The sequence below is a fragment of the Corallococcus aberystwythensis genome, from assembly GCF_003612165.1.
In the GTDB taxonomy this organism is placed as follows: domain Bacteria; phylum Myxococcota; class Myxococcia; order Myxococcales; family Myxococcaceae; genus Corallococcus; species Corallococcus aberystwythensis.
On record NZ_RAWK01000023.1, the window covers coordinates 19,906 to 33,596 of the forward strand.

The 13,691-nt window shown below is 70.6% G+C and carries 9 protein-coding genes; 5 read left to right on the top strand and 4 right to left on the bottom strand.

Features of this window, described 5'->3' with window-relative positions; translation table 11 throughout:
* Window positions 1-8: 8 nt before the first annotated feature.
* Window positions 9-1,268 carry a hypothetical protein gene (locus tag D7W81_RS05870; RefSeq protein WP_120554328.1) on the top strand — a complete coding sequence of 420 codons (1,260 nt, stop codon included), beginning with the start codon at window positions 9-11 and terminating at the stop codon, window positions 1,266-1,268.
* On the opposite strand, the gene D7W81_RS05875 is transcribed toward D7W81_RS05870, so the two are convergent.
* Together D7W81_RS05875 and D7W81_RS05880 are read right to left on the bottom strand one after the other, a co-directional pair.
* Window positions 1,265-3,373, bottom strand: a complete 2,109-nt coding sequence (locus tag D7W81_RS05875) for a WD40 repeat domain-containing protein (protein ID WP_120554329.1) — start codon at window positions 3,371-3,373, stop codon at window positions 1,265-1,267. The genes D7W81_RS05870 and D7W81_RS05875 overlap by 4 nt on opposite strands.
* Before the next feature lie 225 nt (window positions 3,374-3,598).
* Window positions 3,599-6,064, bottom strand: coding sequence for an RCC1 domain-containing protein (locus tag D7W81_RS05880; RefSeq protein WP_147445353.1), 2,466 nt, complete (start codon window positions 6,062-6,064; stop codon window positions 3,599-3,601).
* Window positions 6,065-6,299: 235 nt separating this feature from the next.
* Here D7W81_RS05880 and D7W81_RS05885 point away from each other — a divergent pair, with 235 nt between their 5' ends.
* The 3 genes from D7W81_RS05885 to D7W81_RS05895 all read left to right on the top strand — a co-directional run bounded on the left by D7W81_RS05885 (window position 6,300) and on the right by D7W81_RS05895 (window position 10,014).
* Complete coding sequence (locus D7W81_RS05885) at window positions 6,300-7,388, top strand: SGNH/GDSL hydrolase family protein (protein ID WP_208721185.1); 1,089 nt, start codon at window positions 6,300-6,302, stop codon at window positions 7,386-7,388.
* Window positions 7,389-7,571: 183 nt separating this feature from the next.
* Window positions 7,572-8,399: a DUF481 domain-containing protein gene (locus D7W81_RS05890; RefSeq protein WP_120554332.1), complete on the top strand. Its 828-nt coding sequence runs from the start codon at window positions 7,572-7,574 to the stop codon at window positions 8,397-8,399.
* A 25-nt stretch (window positions 8,400-8,424) separates the two neighbouring features.
* Window positions 8,425-10,014 carry an AbgT family transporter gene (locus D7W81_RS05895; protein ID WP_120554333.1) on the top strand — a complete coding sequence of 530 codons (1,590 nt, stop codon included), beginning with the start codon at window positions 8,425-8,427 and terminating at the stop codon, window positions 10,012-10,014.
* Between the two features lie 57 nt (window positions 10,015-10,071).
* Here D7W81_RS05895 and D7W81_RS05900 read toward each other — a convergent pair whose 3' ends face one another.
* Window positions 10,072-10,635 carry a hypothetical protein gene (locus D7W81_RS05900; protein ID WP_120554334.1) on the bottom strand — a complete coding sequence of 188 codons (564 nt, stop codon included), beginning with the start codon at window positions 10,633-10,635 and terminating at the stop codon, window positions 10,072-10,074.
* A gap of 147 nt (window positions 10,636-10,782) precedes the next feature.
* Here D7W81_RS05900 and D7W81_RS05905 point away from each other — a divergent pair, with 147 nt between their 5' ends.
* Entirely contained in the window at window positions 10,783-12,339 is a 1,557-nt protein-coding gene (locus D7W81_RS05905) for a leucyl aminopeptidase (protein ID WP_120554335.1), read from the top strand.
* Window positions 12,340-12,346: 7 nt separating this feature from the next.
* On the opposite strand, the gene D7W81_RS05910 is transcribed toward D7W81_RS05905, so the two are convergent.
* Window positions 12,347-13,690, bottom strand: coding sequence for a DUF2254 family protein (locus tag D7W81_RS05910; protein ID WP_120554336.1), 1,344 nt, complete (start codon window positions 13,688-13,690; stop codon window positions 12,347-12,349).
* Window position 13,691: the final 1 nt, after the last annotated feature.

The window sequence follows — 13,691 nt, forward strand, 5'->3', positions numbered from 1 at the left end:
GGCCGCCAATGTCGTCCCGGTCCCGAATCGCCCATCGCGCCCCTGCCCTGGCGTGGCTCACGGTCCTGGCCCTGCTGCTCTCCAGCCGGGCCGCGCTCGCGGACAACCCGCCGTTGACCGGCTCGAACTACGCCATCGACGTGTTCCAGGGGCCCGTGCTGGCGCCGGTGCGGGTGTCGGGCCTGGCCGGCGCGTACGCGCCCATCGCCGAGGGCGTCGAGGGCATCGCCGTCAACACGGCGGCTCCGGCCGTGCGCTCGCTCTACTCGAGCGACCACGTCGACTACGACCTGTCGCTGGGCTTCACCTTCCCCAGCTCGGTGCGCAACACCGACTTCGACAACAACGGCTCGGTGGGTTTCACCTTCAAGGACTTCGTCTTCCCCCAACTGGGAGGCCTCATCCAATGGGGGCCCTGGGGATTCGGAGGCCTTGCGTCCGTGCAGACCTATACGCTGGGCCAGGACGCGAACGGGCAGACCCTGCTCCTGAACACCAGCCGCTTCCAGATCCAGCTCGCGCGCGGTTTCCTCGACGGCGAGCTGTCGGTGGGACTCGGCCTGCGCGCCGTCTCCCTGGACATCGACTCCGACGCGGCGCCGGAGGCGGGCCTCGCCTCCATGAGCGGCATCAGCGCGGAGGCCGGTGCCCTCTGGACGCCCATGGCCCTGCCGCTGCGCGCGGCGTTGACGTTCCGGGCCCCCGTCCAGGGCCGGCTCACGCCCGACAGCCCGGTCACCGCCGACGCGGAGGGCAACGTGAAGGTGGCCGACCTCTACCTGCCCTCCGTCATCAAGCTCCCCTGGGAGATTGAAGCGGGCGTCGCCTGGCAGTTCGGCGGCCGCCCCCTTCAGATGCCGTGGGGACCGGACCGCGCCGCGCGCTACCAGGCCCTGCCGCGCGCGAAGCTGCTGCTGACCGGCTCGGTGCTCGTCAGCGGCGCCTCTTCGAACGCCATCGGCTTCGAGTCCTTTCTTTCCCAGCAGCTCGAGCGCTCCGGACGCCGGCTCGTCATCTCCCCCCGCGTCGGCGCGGAGTGGGAGCCCATCGAGAACCGGCTCCAGCTCCGCGCGGGCAGCTACCTGGAGCCCAGCCGCTTCGAGGCCGTCGGGCCCCGCCTGCATGGCACCGCGGGCGCGGAGCTGCGGCTGTTCCAATGGTCCGTCTTCGGCCTGATGTCACCCGGCACGTCGTGGCGCATCAGCGGCTTCGCCGACGTGTCCCGCCTCTACTTCGGCTGGGGCTTCGGCGTGGGCACCTGGCATTAGCCCTCTGGCGTTTCGAGCGGCACCGCCGGTCCAATCCAGAGAATGTCCCGGAAGGACAGGAGCCGCTCGCGGTACGAGCCGATGGGCGCGCGCGGGTGGAGGAGGATGCCCTCCTCGGTGACTTCGAGCAGGGCCCCGAGGGCGTACCACGTCCCGTATTGCGTCTGGCGCAGCATCACCCCCTTGCCGAGATACGGCTTGAGGTTGTCGCGGCAGATGGCGGGGCCGTGGGTGAACACGGGGTCGGCCTTGTAATGATCCAGGGGCCAGGTGGGGGCCTGGTATTGCTTCAGGAAGCCCCACTTCCCGTGCCGGGCGTCTCTTGCTTCCAGCGTCTCGCCTTCGGGCACCGGGACGATCCGCTCCTCGAACGGCGCCTCCGCCTGGGGCGTGACGAGCGAGGGCCCCCCGTCCTCCCACCGCGCATGCGGGGTCCCGACGGCCCAGCGCCAGGGCCAGGCATGGCGTCCCCCCACGGAGAACATCAGCCGGGGCTCGAGCGCCTTGCGCGAGCCCGGGGGACACACCACGGTGCCGTCCGGCTGCACTCGCGTGAAGTCCCAGCCGTGCCGGGTCGGGATGAACCGTGCGTCGTCGTCCTCCGGCCAGGGATTCCAGTCGCTCGGGGGCGGCACGCGGCCCGGCTCCAATTCCAACGAGGACTGGAAGCGCGGCTGTCCGGTGTTCACGTCCCAGAAGGCGATGTCATGGTGCCCCGTTCCCACGAGCGTGTCGTCCGCGCCCCAGGCCAGTCCGTCGATGCCGCGGGCGCCCTCGAGCCTCCGGATCATCTTGGACGAGCGCCCCACCTTCCACAGCTCGATCTTCCCTCCCTCATGCATCAGGCATGCGCCCATGGAGCCATCCGGAGACCAGGCCCAGCGGCCCAGGTCGCCGCTCCGGGAAGGCAGCCCGAACAGACGGCGCTTCAGGTCCAGCTCGCACAGGAGCTTGCCGGCCTCGAAGACGACGACCCGGGGGTATGCATGGTCGTTGACGAGCACGGCCAGACGCCTGCCGTCGCGCGACCAGACGTATTCATCGACCGCGCGAATGGGCTCGTCGGCGATCTCGCTCAGGACGGACACCGTCTGGCCCGTGTGTCCATTGGCGAGCCGGGGCGGCTCCTCGCTGGAGGCCAGGTGGGCACCGTCCGGCGAGAACGCCACGGGCAGCCTCAGGTCATCGCAACGGTACTGGAGGTCGCCGCTGCGCACGTCGAGGGTGGAGGCGGATGGATGGTGTTCCTGCTCCAGGTGGGGGCCCGGTTCGTTCACGAACTCCGATTTGCAATAGCCATGGATGCGGGAGCCATCCGGGCTCCACCGCACCCAGGTATGCGGGCTCGATTTCGAAGGCTTTCCGTCCAACCGGGCCGGGCACCAGCGAATCCCTTCACTGTCCTCGTTGACCCGGGTCCCCTCCTTGAATGGAACGATGCAGCCCAGCGCGCCGTCCGGCCCGGGGGTGGAGATGAACAGGCGTGTTTCATCCGGAGACCAGCACCAGGCGGGCAGGTGCCCGGTGTTCGCCGCATGTGCGGGATGGAGCACGGACCACGACGGCGGTGAGCCCCAGCGCCGGGTGACGTCGGCGGTGAAGGAAGGCAGCATTCCGGTGAAGGCCCGCAGCACGCCGATGACGACCTTGTCCAGGACGACGCCGAGCCACGCCCCCGACGGCGACCACTGGAGACAGGAGGGCTCCCGCGTCGAGCCGACCAGCGTGCGCTCGAACCCGACCGCGTCGACCACGCGCCCCGTCGCCAGCTCCCAGATGCGCACATCTCCACCGTGCGATTCCTCGAGGCGGTTGCTGGCGATGGCCAGATGGCGTCCATCCGGACTGAGCGCGAAGCAGCGCTGCATGCCGGTGTAGCGCGGGGTCTCCACGAGCCGTGCCCCCGTGGCCAGGACCTTGTCGGAGAAGCGCCGGTGGAGCTCCGTGATGCCCTGCTCGCGCTCGAGCCGGAGGAGCCGCTCCCGCAGCGGCGCAAGGTCCCTGCTGGCCTCGAAGCCGCCGAAGTCGGCCTGCTCCACCAGCGTTTCGAGCTCCGCGTCGGAGCAGTGGGCCACTTGAGAGAGGTTCACGAAGGGTCCTGTCATCGGGCTGGAATCACTCCTTCCCGAGAGGATACCGCCCACGCGGCGAATATGCGGGCTGTAGCCTCGGCTCGCGCCCCCCCCTGCCGCCTGGAGCGCCATCGCGCTCGACGCGGCCTTCCTGCGCGTGCACCCGGAGGCGCTCTTCCAGTGCGCCTACGACCGCCTGCGCGGGTTCGGCGCGCCCGACGCCGCGCCGAACTCCCCGCCAGGCCCCTTCCCAGGGCCCTACTCCAGCTCCACGGTGAGCGGCCGGGGGCTGTTCCCCGCCACGCCATCGCCAACCTGGCCCGCGAGGTTGGCCCCCCAGGCCCAGACGGTCCCGTCCCCCGCCACCGCGAGGGTATGGTCGGCGCCCGCCGCGAGGGCCAGGACGCCGGAGAGCGAGGGAACCTGTCCGCGCGACTGGCTCTCGGACCCCTCTCCCAGCCCCAGCTGTCCGGAGCGGTTGAGGCCAAAGGTGACGAGGGGGGCGCCCTGCACGGCGGCCAGCGAATGGGTCCCGCCCGCGGCGATGCGCTGGACGCCCGCCAGCCCCACCACCTGCACGGGGGACCGGCGGGGTGCGCCGGACGTGGATTCCCCCAGCTGGCTCACCCCGTTGTACCCCCATCCCCAGACGGTGCCGTCCTCGCGCAGGGCCAGGGAGTGCTCCCGCCCGGCGGCCACGGCGACGACGCCCGTCAGTCCCGGCACCCGCGCCGGCGTGGCATGCCCGGTGTTCGTGCCATCCCCGAGCTGTCCCCAGTCATTGCGCCCCCACGCCCAGACCGTGCCGTCCTGGTGCAGGGCCAGCGCGTGTTGACCGCCCGCGGAGAGGGCGGTGACCTGCGTCAGCCCCGGTACCTGCGCCGGGGTCCCGCGCTTGGAGGGCGCCCCTTCGCCAAGCTGCCCGTCGGCGTTGTCGCCCCAGGCCCAGACGGTGCCGTCCTCGCGCAGGGCCAGCGAGGAATACCAGCCCGCGGACACGGCCTTGAAGCCGGTCAGCCCCGCGACGGGCCGGGGCGTGTCCCAGTCGTCCAGGAAGGACTCATTTCCCAGCTGCCCGTAGAAGTTGTCCCCCCACGCCATGACGGTGCCATTGGCCAGCACCGCCAGCGAGTGCTTCAGCCCTGCGGCGATGCCCGTGGCACCGGTGAGCAGGGCCCGGACCGGCGTCGAGCTGCCGCCGTGCGCCGTGCCAATCCCCAGCTTGCCGTTCTCGTTGCTCCCCCAGGCCCAGACCGTGCCATCCGCGCGCAGGACCAGGGAATGCGTGTCGCCCGCCGCCACGCCACGGGCCTCCGTCAGCCCCGGCACCTGCACGGGCGCCAGGCGATTCACGGCGTCCGGATGGGTCCCCAGCTGCGTGTACCGGTTGTCGCCCCAGACCCGCAGGCTCCCGTCCGCGAGCACGGCCAGGGCGTGGTAGGTGCCCGCCGCCACGCCCGTCACCTCCGCCAGACCGGGCACCGTCGCCGGGGCCGCATGGCGGGTGTACGTCCCATCCCCGAGCTGGCCATTGTCGTTGCTGCCCCAGGCCCGGACGGTGCCATCCTCCAGCAGGGCCAGCGCGAAGAAGGTCCCCGCGGACACGGCGACCACGTTGGCCATCCCGGGCACCCGGACCGGAATGTCCGTGGCCCGCCGGTCCTCGTTTCCCAGGACGCCGTCCACGTTGGAGCCCCACGAGGACACGGTGCCATCCGCGTGCACGGCGAGCGACAGGGAGCCGCCCGCGGAGACGGAGACCGCGTCCGTCATCCTGTACACCGGGGCCGGGGCGTAGCTGTGGGTCCCCGGGCCTTCCTGCCCCGTGCCGAGCTCGCCATAGGTGCCGTCCCCCCAGGCCCGGACCGTGCCATCCGCGAGCACGGCCAGCGCGTGCTTCGAGCCAGCGGCGATACGGGTGGCCCGGGGCAAGCCCGGCACCTGCACGGGCAGATGGCGATCCAGGGTCGTGCCGTCGCCGAGCTGCCCTTCGGCGTTGTCGCCCCAGGCCCAGACGGTGCCATCCGTGCGCAGGGCCAGCGTGAAATCAGAGCTCGCGGCGACGGCGATGATGTCCGTCAGTCCCTGCACCCGCACCGGCGTGGCGCGCGCAGAGGTCGTTCCAATCCCGAGCTGCCCCTGGTCATTGTCTCCCCACGCCCAGACGGTGCCGTCCTGGCGCACGGCCAGGAAGTGACTGTTTCCCGCGGCCACGGTCAGGACGTCAGCCAGCCCCGCCACCTGGCGAGGTTTGACGTCGCTGCCCGGGGAGAGATACCCGAAGGTCCCCCACGTCCAGACCGTGCCATCACGGCGAGCCACCACCGAGGTGACCGTGCCGGCCGCGACGACGGGCAACGAGGGGCACGCGACGACGGAGAGCGCGAAGCTGCGGGTGGTGGCGGGCGCCACGTCGTTGGTGATGGTCACCGTCACCTTGACGCGCGTTCCGGCGGGCAGACACGCCGGGCCCTTCCACTTCACGTCGCTGGCCGTCGCGGTGCTCTGGGGTGCCTCGAGGATGCCGTCGCTGGCCTCCCAGGCAAAGCCAAGGGTCCGCTGCGCGTCGTCCGTCGCGGCGACGTGGAACGACACCGTCTCGCTGGCCAGCACGTTGAGGGCGGACTGCGTGCTCTCCACCACCTCGGGGGACCCAGGCGGCGGTGGCGGCGGGGGCGGCGGCTCCGGGTCCGAACCACAGCCGGTGGCCAGGACCGTCAGCACGGCCAGCAATGCAAGGTTGAAACAAGGGAGTGCCCGGAGGCGACGGGAAGGAAAGCCAATCATGCGCGCTGTCTAGCATGGGCTGTCCACGGCTGGCATCTGGCGGGCCTCATCACGCTTTCGTGTATTCTGAGAACCCGTGCCCAATCGCTCTCCCATCACTGCCATCTGCCTTGGCATTGGCCTGTCGCTGGCCGCGTGCCGGGCCCCCTCCCCCACACCGGAAGGTCCTTCCATGCCCTGGGTGAGCATCCCCGCCTCCGATGCGCGGCTTCAGTACGTGGGCCGCACGTATCGCGCCGGCACCGGGGTCGTCTTCTCCCATCCTGGCGTGACGGTTCGCGCGAGCTTCTGGGGAGACGCCGTGCGGATGCGGCTGGACGACGCGGGCCTGGGTGGCGATGTGGGGACCAACCACTTCGATGTCTCGCTGGACGGAGCACCTCCCACGCAGCTCGCGGTGCATCCCGGCCAGGGGACCTACCCCCTCGCCAGCGGCCTTCCCGTGGGCCTGCACACGGTGGAGCTCTTCAAGCGCACCGAGTCGCTCGTGGGCGCCAGCACGCTCGTGGCGCTGGAGGTCCATGGCGAGCTTCGGGAGCCGCCCCCGCGCACGGGACTCCGGATGGAGTTCATCGGAGACTCCATCACCTGCGGCTATGGCACCGGCGTCACCTTCATGCCGGAGTCGTCCTCCTCCAAGGTGCCCACCTTCACGTCGAAGCATCAGAATCCCAGACGCGCCTATGGCTGGCTCACGGCGCGGCACCTGGGCGCGGAGGCCGTGTTCGTCTGCTATTCAGGCCACGGCGTGTACCGCAACCTGGACCTGTCCACGTCCGGGTTGATCCCCGCCCTCTACGAGCAGGCCGTTCCCGACCATCCCGCCGCGTGGGATTTCTCGAGCGGCCCGCCGGATGTGATTGTCCTCAACGCCGGCACCAATGACACGTTCGCGGGCGCGGGCACCGCCGCGTTCCTCCCGGACGAAGCGGCCTTCAAGGCGGCGTACCGGACCTTCCTTGAACGGCTCCGCACGCTGCATCCCCGCGCGCACATCATCTGCACGCTGGGCAGCATGACGGACGGCTTCAAGCGGAGGGAACAGCAGGGCGTGGTGACGTCCGCGCACGTTGGCGACTGGATCTCCGCGCTGGTGGCGGAGCGTCAGAGCCAGGGTGATGCCCGCATCCACCGCCATGTGATGGCCATGCAGAACCCCTTCGCTGACGGCGTGGGCGAGGACTGGCATCCGTCCGCCGCCACGCACCAGAAGATGGCGGAGGCGCTGAGCCGGTTCATCCAGGACGTCGTGCGGCCCTGAGCCGGGATGTGTAGAAACAAAGACATCATCACGTTCTGACGGTCGGCACGAGGGTGCCAGCCCTCGGTGTGCCGCCTTGTCATTGCAGTACGCGGAGCGCGTGTCGAAGGTTGCGAGGAACCCGAGGAGGCCTCCGAGAGACACCGGGGCCGCCAGGCGGGTCCCTCCTTCCCCAAGGCACGCATGAGTCCACTCCTCATCCTCTTCGCCGCGCTGGCCCAGACGCCCACGCCTCCTGACGACGCGGCGGACGCTCCCTCTCCGGCTTCCGTGGAAGCCGAAGCAGACTGCGAGGACGAGGACGAGGACGAGGGGCCCTGGACGGGTTCGTTCGGGCTGGGTGCGTCCTTCTTCACCGGCAACAGCCGCGCCTTCACCCTCACGGGCGATGCCCTGGCGGAGTACGACTCACCGGTGTGGGCGCTCACCCTGGAGGCGGATGGCGCCTATGGCAACGCGGCCGCCGAGGACGAGGGGGAGCGGGAGGTCACCGCCAAGAACCTGGGCGGATGGGCACGCGGTGATTACCGCTTCACGCGGCTGCTCAGCGCCTACGCCTTCCTGGGCGCGGAGACCGACCATCCCGCGAGCCTGGAGCTGCGCACCGAGGCGGAGCTGGGCGCGGGCTTCACCGTCCTGGAGCGCAAGGAGGAGTCGAACGAGCTGCTCCTGCGCGCCTATCTGGGCGGGAGCGTCGCCCGGGACCGCCGGTTCCAGTACGTCCCCACGCGCGAGAGCCTGCCGGACGTGACCCTGTGGTCGCCCGCGGTGGGCCTGACGTTCCGCTACGACATCAACGAGCGGGTGCACCTGCGCGAGGACGCCATCCTGCTTCCGGATGTCTTTGGCGAAACCCGCGTGCTCCTGGACTCCACCTCGAAGCTGTCCGTGGACCTGACGGAACGCTTCGCGCTCACCACGTTCTTCGAACTGCAACACGACAGCAGACCCGCGGCGGGAAAAGTCCAGACGGACACCTCGCTCTCGCTGGGGGCGGAGCTGGAGCTCTAAGGGATTGGAAAGGAGCAGCACTCCCATGGCCAAAGCGGCTCATTTCGACGACATCGACGTCCCAGGCGAGACGAAGAAGAAACGGAGCGCGCCGCCGAAGAAGAAGGGCATGGAGCGGGTGCTCGACACCATCGAGCGGGTGGGCAACAAGGTGCCCCACCCCGCGATCATCTTCGTCGCGCTGATTGGCATCGTGATGGTGCTCTCCCATGTCTTCTACCTGGTGGGCGCCAGCGTCACCTACGAGACCATCAACCCGGAGACCCACCAGGTCGAGCAGACGACCAGCGCCGCGAAGAGCCTGCTGACGGGCGAGGGCCTGCGCTTCATGTTCGCGGGCGTCGTCCAGCACTTCATGGACTTCAACGCGGTGGGCGTCATCATCGTCGCCATGCTCGGCGTCGGCGTGGCGGACGCGGCGGGCCTGGTGGGCGCGCTCATCCGCAAGCTGGTGGCCGTCGCTCCCGCCCGGGCCCTCACGTACATCCTGGTGTTCGTGGGCATCCTGTCGAGCATCGCGGCGGACGCGGGCTACCTGGTGCTGATTCCCCTGGCGGCGGCGGCCTACCTCACCGTGGGCAGGCATCCCCTGGCGGGGCTGGCGGCGTCCTTCGCCGGTGTCGCCGCGGTCTTCACCGTGAACATCCTGATCAAACCGCTGGACGGCATCCTGACGGAGATCACCAACGACGCCATCCACATCATGGCGCCGGACCGCTCCATCGACCTGACGGCGAACTTCTGGTTCTCCGTCGCCTCGGTGGTCATGCTGACCATCATCGTGTCGCTCATCAGCGACAAGCTCATCGAACCCCGGCTGGGCCCCTACACGGGAGAGAAGCCGGCCACGACGGGCGCGAAGCTGTCCCCGGAGGAGTCGCGGGGGCTGAAGTTCGCGTTCTGGGGACTCGTCGGCGTCCTGGTGTTCTTCGGCTTGCTGGCGCTGCCCCCGGGCGCTCCGCTGCGCAACCCGGAGACGGGCGCGCTCGTGGGGGACTCGCCCTTCATGAACGGCCTCATCGTAGCCATCACCATCCTGTTCCTGGTGACGGGAGCCGCCTATGGCATCGGCGCCAAGACGCTGAAGAACAGCGTGGACGTCATCAAGGCCATGGAGAAGGCCGTCGCGGGGCTGGGCGGCCTCATCTTCCTGCTCTTCATCATCAGCCAGTTCATCGCCCTCTTCACCTACACGAACATGGCGACGCTCGCGGCCGTGAAGGTGGGTGATGCGCTGGAGCACGCGGGCCTGGGGGCGCTGCCGCTGCTCATCGGGTTCGTCCTGGTCGTCGCCGTGCTCGACCTCATCATGACGGGCGCCATCCCGAAGTGGGCCATCTTCGCGCCCGTGTTCGTGCCGCTGCTGATGCGGCTGAACGTGGACCCGGAGGCGGTGCTCGCCGCCTACCGCGTGGGCGACGGCCCGTTCAATGCCATCTCACCGCTGAACGCCTACTTCGCCCTGATTGTCACCTTCGCCCAGAAGTACCAGAAGGACGCGGGCGTGGGGACGGTGGTGGCCTTGATGCTGCCGTATGTCATCGTGGTCTTCGCCGTGTGGATTGCCTTGCTGGTGGCCTGGCAGGTGCTGGGGTTGCCCTGGGGGCTCGGGTAGGCACGGGAGGCAGTGGAACGCCTCGCCGTGCGGGAGGCGTTCCACCGCCACCAGGGCTCACCGCCGCGCGTCGCGCTGTGCCTGGGTCCGGCGGCCCCGGCCGGAAGCATGGGCCTGACGCTTGAGGGAGGCAAAGCGCTCCTGCTTCACGGCGCCTCCCTGCTTTTGGCGGGAGGCCCGCGGGCTGGCGACGGAGGCCTTCGCGGTGCGTCCGGCGGCGCGCGTCCGTCGTGCGGGCTTGCGTCCCCCCGTGGCCGCGCGGGTCGCACGCCGTGAGGTGGGACTGCTCGCGGCGCGGGTCCGGACCTGCGCCTTGCGCTCGAGCAGGGCGAGCCGCTTCTCGAAGCGCTCCAGGGTGAGCGCGAAGTACTCGGCCTTCTGGAGGGTGTTGCGGTTGCCTTCCGCACGGCGGGAACGGGAGGGCTGCTCCTTGCGAAGCGCCTCCCTGCGCTGCCGCTGCGCCGCGTCCTGGTACTTCTCCATCAGGCGGCGCGCCCGCAGGATGCGCCCGCGCAGCTCCCGTGGCGTGAGTTCGGCCAGGTTGCGTGGAGCGCTGGACAGGACGAGCTGGGCTTCGCGTTCAGTGAGCAATGACATCCGCTTCGACGGCAGTGTGCGCATGGACTTCCCCCCTCATGGGATGGCGTGGCGGAACAACATCCACACCCTCCATCCGCCGGCAAACCGCTCCCGGAGGCAGGGGCGAGTGGCCTGGTGGATGTTGCACCCTCCTGAGTCCATGCCCAGTTCCTCCATCAGGAGGCTTCCATGTTGACTTCGTTTCATTCGCGCGCGCAGGCCGAGTTCCATCCCGCTCCCTCCATTGAGCCCCCGGAGGAGACGAAGCTCGCTGTGTCGTCCTCCCTCCCCGCCGAGGCCGGCTGCATCGGCGCGTTCGTGGGCTCCGACGCAGGGGTGAAGGACGCCAGCTTCGACCCCGCGCTCCTGAAGGCGTCGGGCTTCGAGGGCAAGGCCGGTCAGACGCTGGTCATCCCCCGCGTGGAGGGTCCGCCGCTCGTGGCCATCGGCGTGGGCCCGCTTGCGCAGCTGGACGCCAGCAAGCTCCGGGATGCCGCCGCCGCGTTCGCGCGGAGCGCGGGCAACCAGACGCACCTCGCGCTCAGGCTGCCGGACACGGGGACCGTCCCGCTGGACGTCGCCGCGCAGGCCCTGACCGAAGGCGTCCTGCTCGCGCGCTACCGCTACCGGCCCTACAAGCGGAACTCGGAGCAGGAGCCGCCGCTCGGGGCCCTGACGCTCGTGGCGGATGCGGGGAACGCCGCCAGGGTGGAACAGGGGATGGCGCGCGGAGGCGTCCACTCCCGCGCCACGGCGTTCGCGCGAGACCTCGCCAATGCCCCCGCCACCCTGCTGACCGCCGCGCGCATGGCGAAGGTCGCCGAGTCCCTGGCCGAGCGCTGCGGACTGAAGGTCGAGGTCTTCGACGGAGAGGCCCTGGCCGGGCTGGGCTGCGGAGGCCTGCTGGGCGTCAACGCGGGCAGCACGGAGCCGCCCCGGATGATCAAGCTGACATACACGCCCGGGGAGGGCCGGCAGGGCCCCGTCACGGGGGTGGGCCGTGTCGCGCTGGTGGGCAAGGGCATCATGTTCGACTCGGGCGGCCTGGGCCTGAAGCCCAACGACCTGGTCCACGCCACCATGAAGGGCGACATGTCCGGCGCGGGCGCCATCCTCGCGGCGATGACCGCGCTGAAGTCCCTGGGCTGCAAGGCGGAGGTGACGGCTTATCTGATGTGCACCGACAACATGCCCTCGGGCACCGCCATGAAGCTGGGGGACGTGCTCACGGTCCGCGGCGGCAAGACCGTGGAGGTCATCAACACCGACGCGGAGGGCCGCCTGGTGATGTCGGACGGGCTCGTCCTCGCCACCGAGCAGACGCCCCGGCCTGACGCCATCGTGGACATCGCCACGCTCACCGGGGCGTGCCAGCGCGCGCTCGGGGTGCTGAGCGCGGGGGTCATCGGCAACGACCAGTCCCTCGTCGAGCAGGTGAAGGGCGCGGGGGAGCGGACCGGCGACACCGTGTGGCAGCTGCCGCTGGACCGGCGCCTGCGCCCGGAGCTGGAGTCGGAGGTCGCGGACATGAAGAACGTGGGCGGCGACAACGCCGGGGCCATCACCGCGGCCCTCTTCCTGGAGGAGTTCGTGGACGGGCTGCCCTGGGCGCACATCGACATGGCGGGGACGGCGCGGGCCGAGCGCGACAACGCGTGGCGCAGCAAGGGAGCCACGGGCTACGGCACCCGCCTGCTCATCGACTTCCTCATGGGCTTCAAGGCCCCACGCCAGACCCGCAACTGACGCCGCTTCAGTCCGGCAGCCAGTCCGCGCGCCCCCGCTCCACGCGCGTGCGGCGCTCACCCTGGAAGGAGGCCCGGACGCGCTCCGCCTGGGTGAGCAGGCGGTGGAAGCGGTCCCGCTCCGGAGAGCCCTGGACCTCCGCCAGCACCCGGGCGAGGAGCGCGTGCGCCGCGGCGCGGTCCTGCGCGTCGCGCGCGACCAGCCCCACGGTGAGGGCGATCTGGAGCACCTCCTCGAGCACCTCCGGGTCGCCCCCCGCGTAATGCAGGGGGCCATCCACGGCGAGGAAGAGGTAGTCGCGCAGCCGCAGGGCCACGAGCGAGACGCGGGCGCTGCCATCGGGGTCGACGACGTTCCAGTCTCCCTGGGGCAGGCCCGCCAGCCGGCGCATCACCGAGCGGATCTGCTGGAGCGCCTGCCGGGCCGTGTACGCGTCGTTCGAGGACGAGGACAGGGCCCGGTTCGCGACGTCGGCGAGGATGCGGAGCCCGAAGGACGGGTCGCAGTCCGGCTCGCGCGCCGGGGTGATGCTCAACGTGGAGGCGAGGCCGTGGAGCACGTGGGCGCCCACGGGTCCCCCTGCGTCCGCCACCACCCAGCCGGCGACCTCCTCCTGGTCGATGTACTCGCCCACGGCGATGCAGACGCGGACCCGCACACCCCACTTGCGCGCGAGCCGCGTGAGGTCCTGGAGGTCGACCTCCGCGAGGTAGCCCGACGCGGCGGCCAGCAGCGAGGTGGCGTCCGCCGGCAGCCGCAGCGTCGCCGCCGGGTCCAGCGGGAGGTGCTTCAGCCGGGCCTGGATGCGGCGCTCCGTCGCGGACACGATGAGGTGCTGGACGAGCCCGAGGACGCGCTCCACCCGCAGGAAGCGGAAGGTGCGGGCCAGGAAGACGATGAGCAGGCAGAGCGCCACGAGCAGCAGGACGATGGCCCCCGACAGGACGGGCCGGGGCCTGACGCCGGTGTCCTCGATGACGCCCAGCTCCCGGACCGCCGTGAGGATGAAGCTGGTGGAGAGGGCGAAGAAGGGAACGGCGCGGCGGAGCGGCGCGCTCCTCAGGTAGATGGGGACCAGCCGGGGCGAGTATTGGTTCGCGGCGGACTGGATGACCGGCGCGTTCAGGGACAGGGCGATGGTGAGGACGGTGATCTGCAACCCGAGCAGCGCCCCCAGGGCGCTCCGGGTGTCATCCACGTCCCCGCGCCAGGCATGCCCGAACAAGGCCGGTGCGCTGTCCGTCTGCACGCGGGCGAGCGCGATCCCCAGCATCCCCCCGACGACGACCGAGCCACCCAGCAGCAGCCAGTAGGGCTCGCGAAGGACCTTGCGCAGGCGGCGGATGAACATG

Excerpts from the sequence above, each read along its gene's own strand:
- D7W81_RS05885 (WP_208721185.1), top strand. The coding sequence starts at position 6,300 with ATGCCCTGGGTGAGCATCCCCGCCTCCGATGCGCGGCTTCAGTACGTG.
- D7W81_RS05890 (WP_120554332.1), top strand. The coding sequence starts at position 7,572 with ATGAGTCCACTCCTCATCCTCTTCGCCGCGCTGGCCCAGACGCCCACG.
- D7W81_RS05895 (WP_120554333.1), top strand. The coding sequence starts at position 8,425 with ATGGCCAAAGCGGCTCATTTCGACGACATCGACGTCCCAGGCGAGACG.
- D7W81_RS05900 (WP_120554334.1), bottom strand. The coding sequence starts at position 10,635 with ATGCGCACACTGCCGTCGAAGCGGATGTCATTGCTCACTGAACGCGAA.
- D7W81_RS05910 (WP_120554336.1), bottom strand. The coding sequence starts at position 13,690 with ATGTTCATCCGCCGCCTGCGCAAGGTCCTTCGCGAGCCCTACTGGCTG.
- D7W81_RS05875 (WP_120554329.1), bottom strand. The coding sequence starts at position 3,373 with ATGACAGGACCCTTCGTGAACCTCTCTCAAGTGGCCCACTGCTCCGAC.
- D7W81_RS05905 (WP_120554335.1), top strand. The coding sequence starts at position 10,783 with ATGTTGACTTCGTTTCATTCGCGCGCGCAGGCCGAGTTCCATCCCGCT.
- D7W81_RS05870 (WP_120554328.1), top strand. The coding sequence starts at position 9 with ATGTCGTCCCGGTCCCGAATCGCCCATCGCGCCCCTGCCCTGGCGTGG.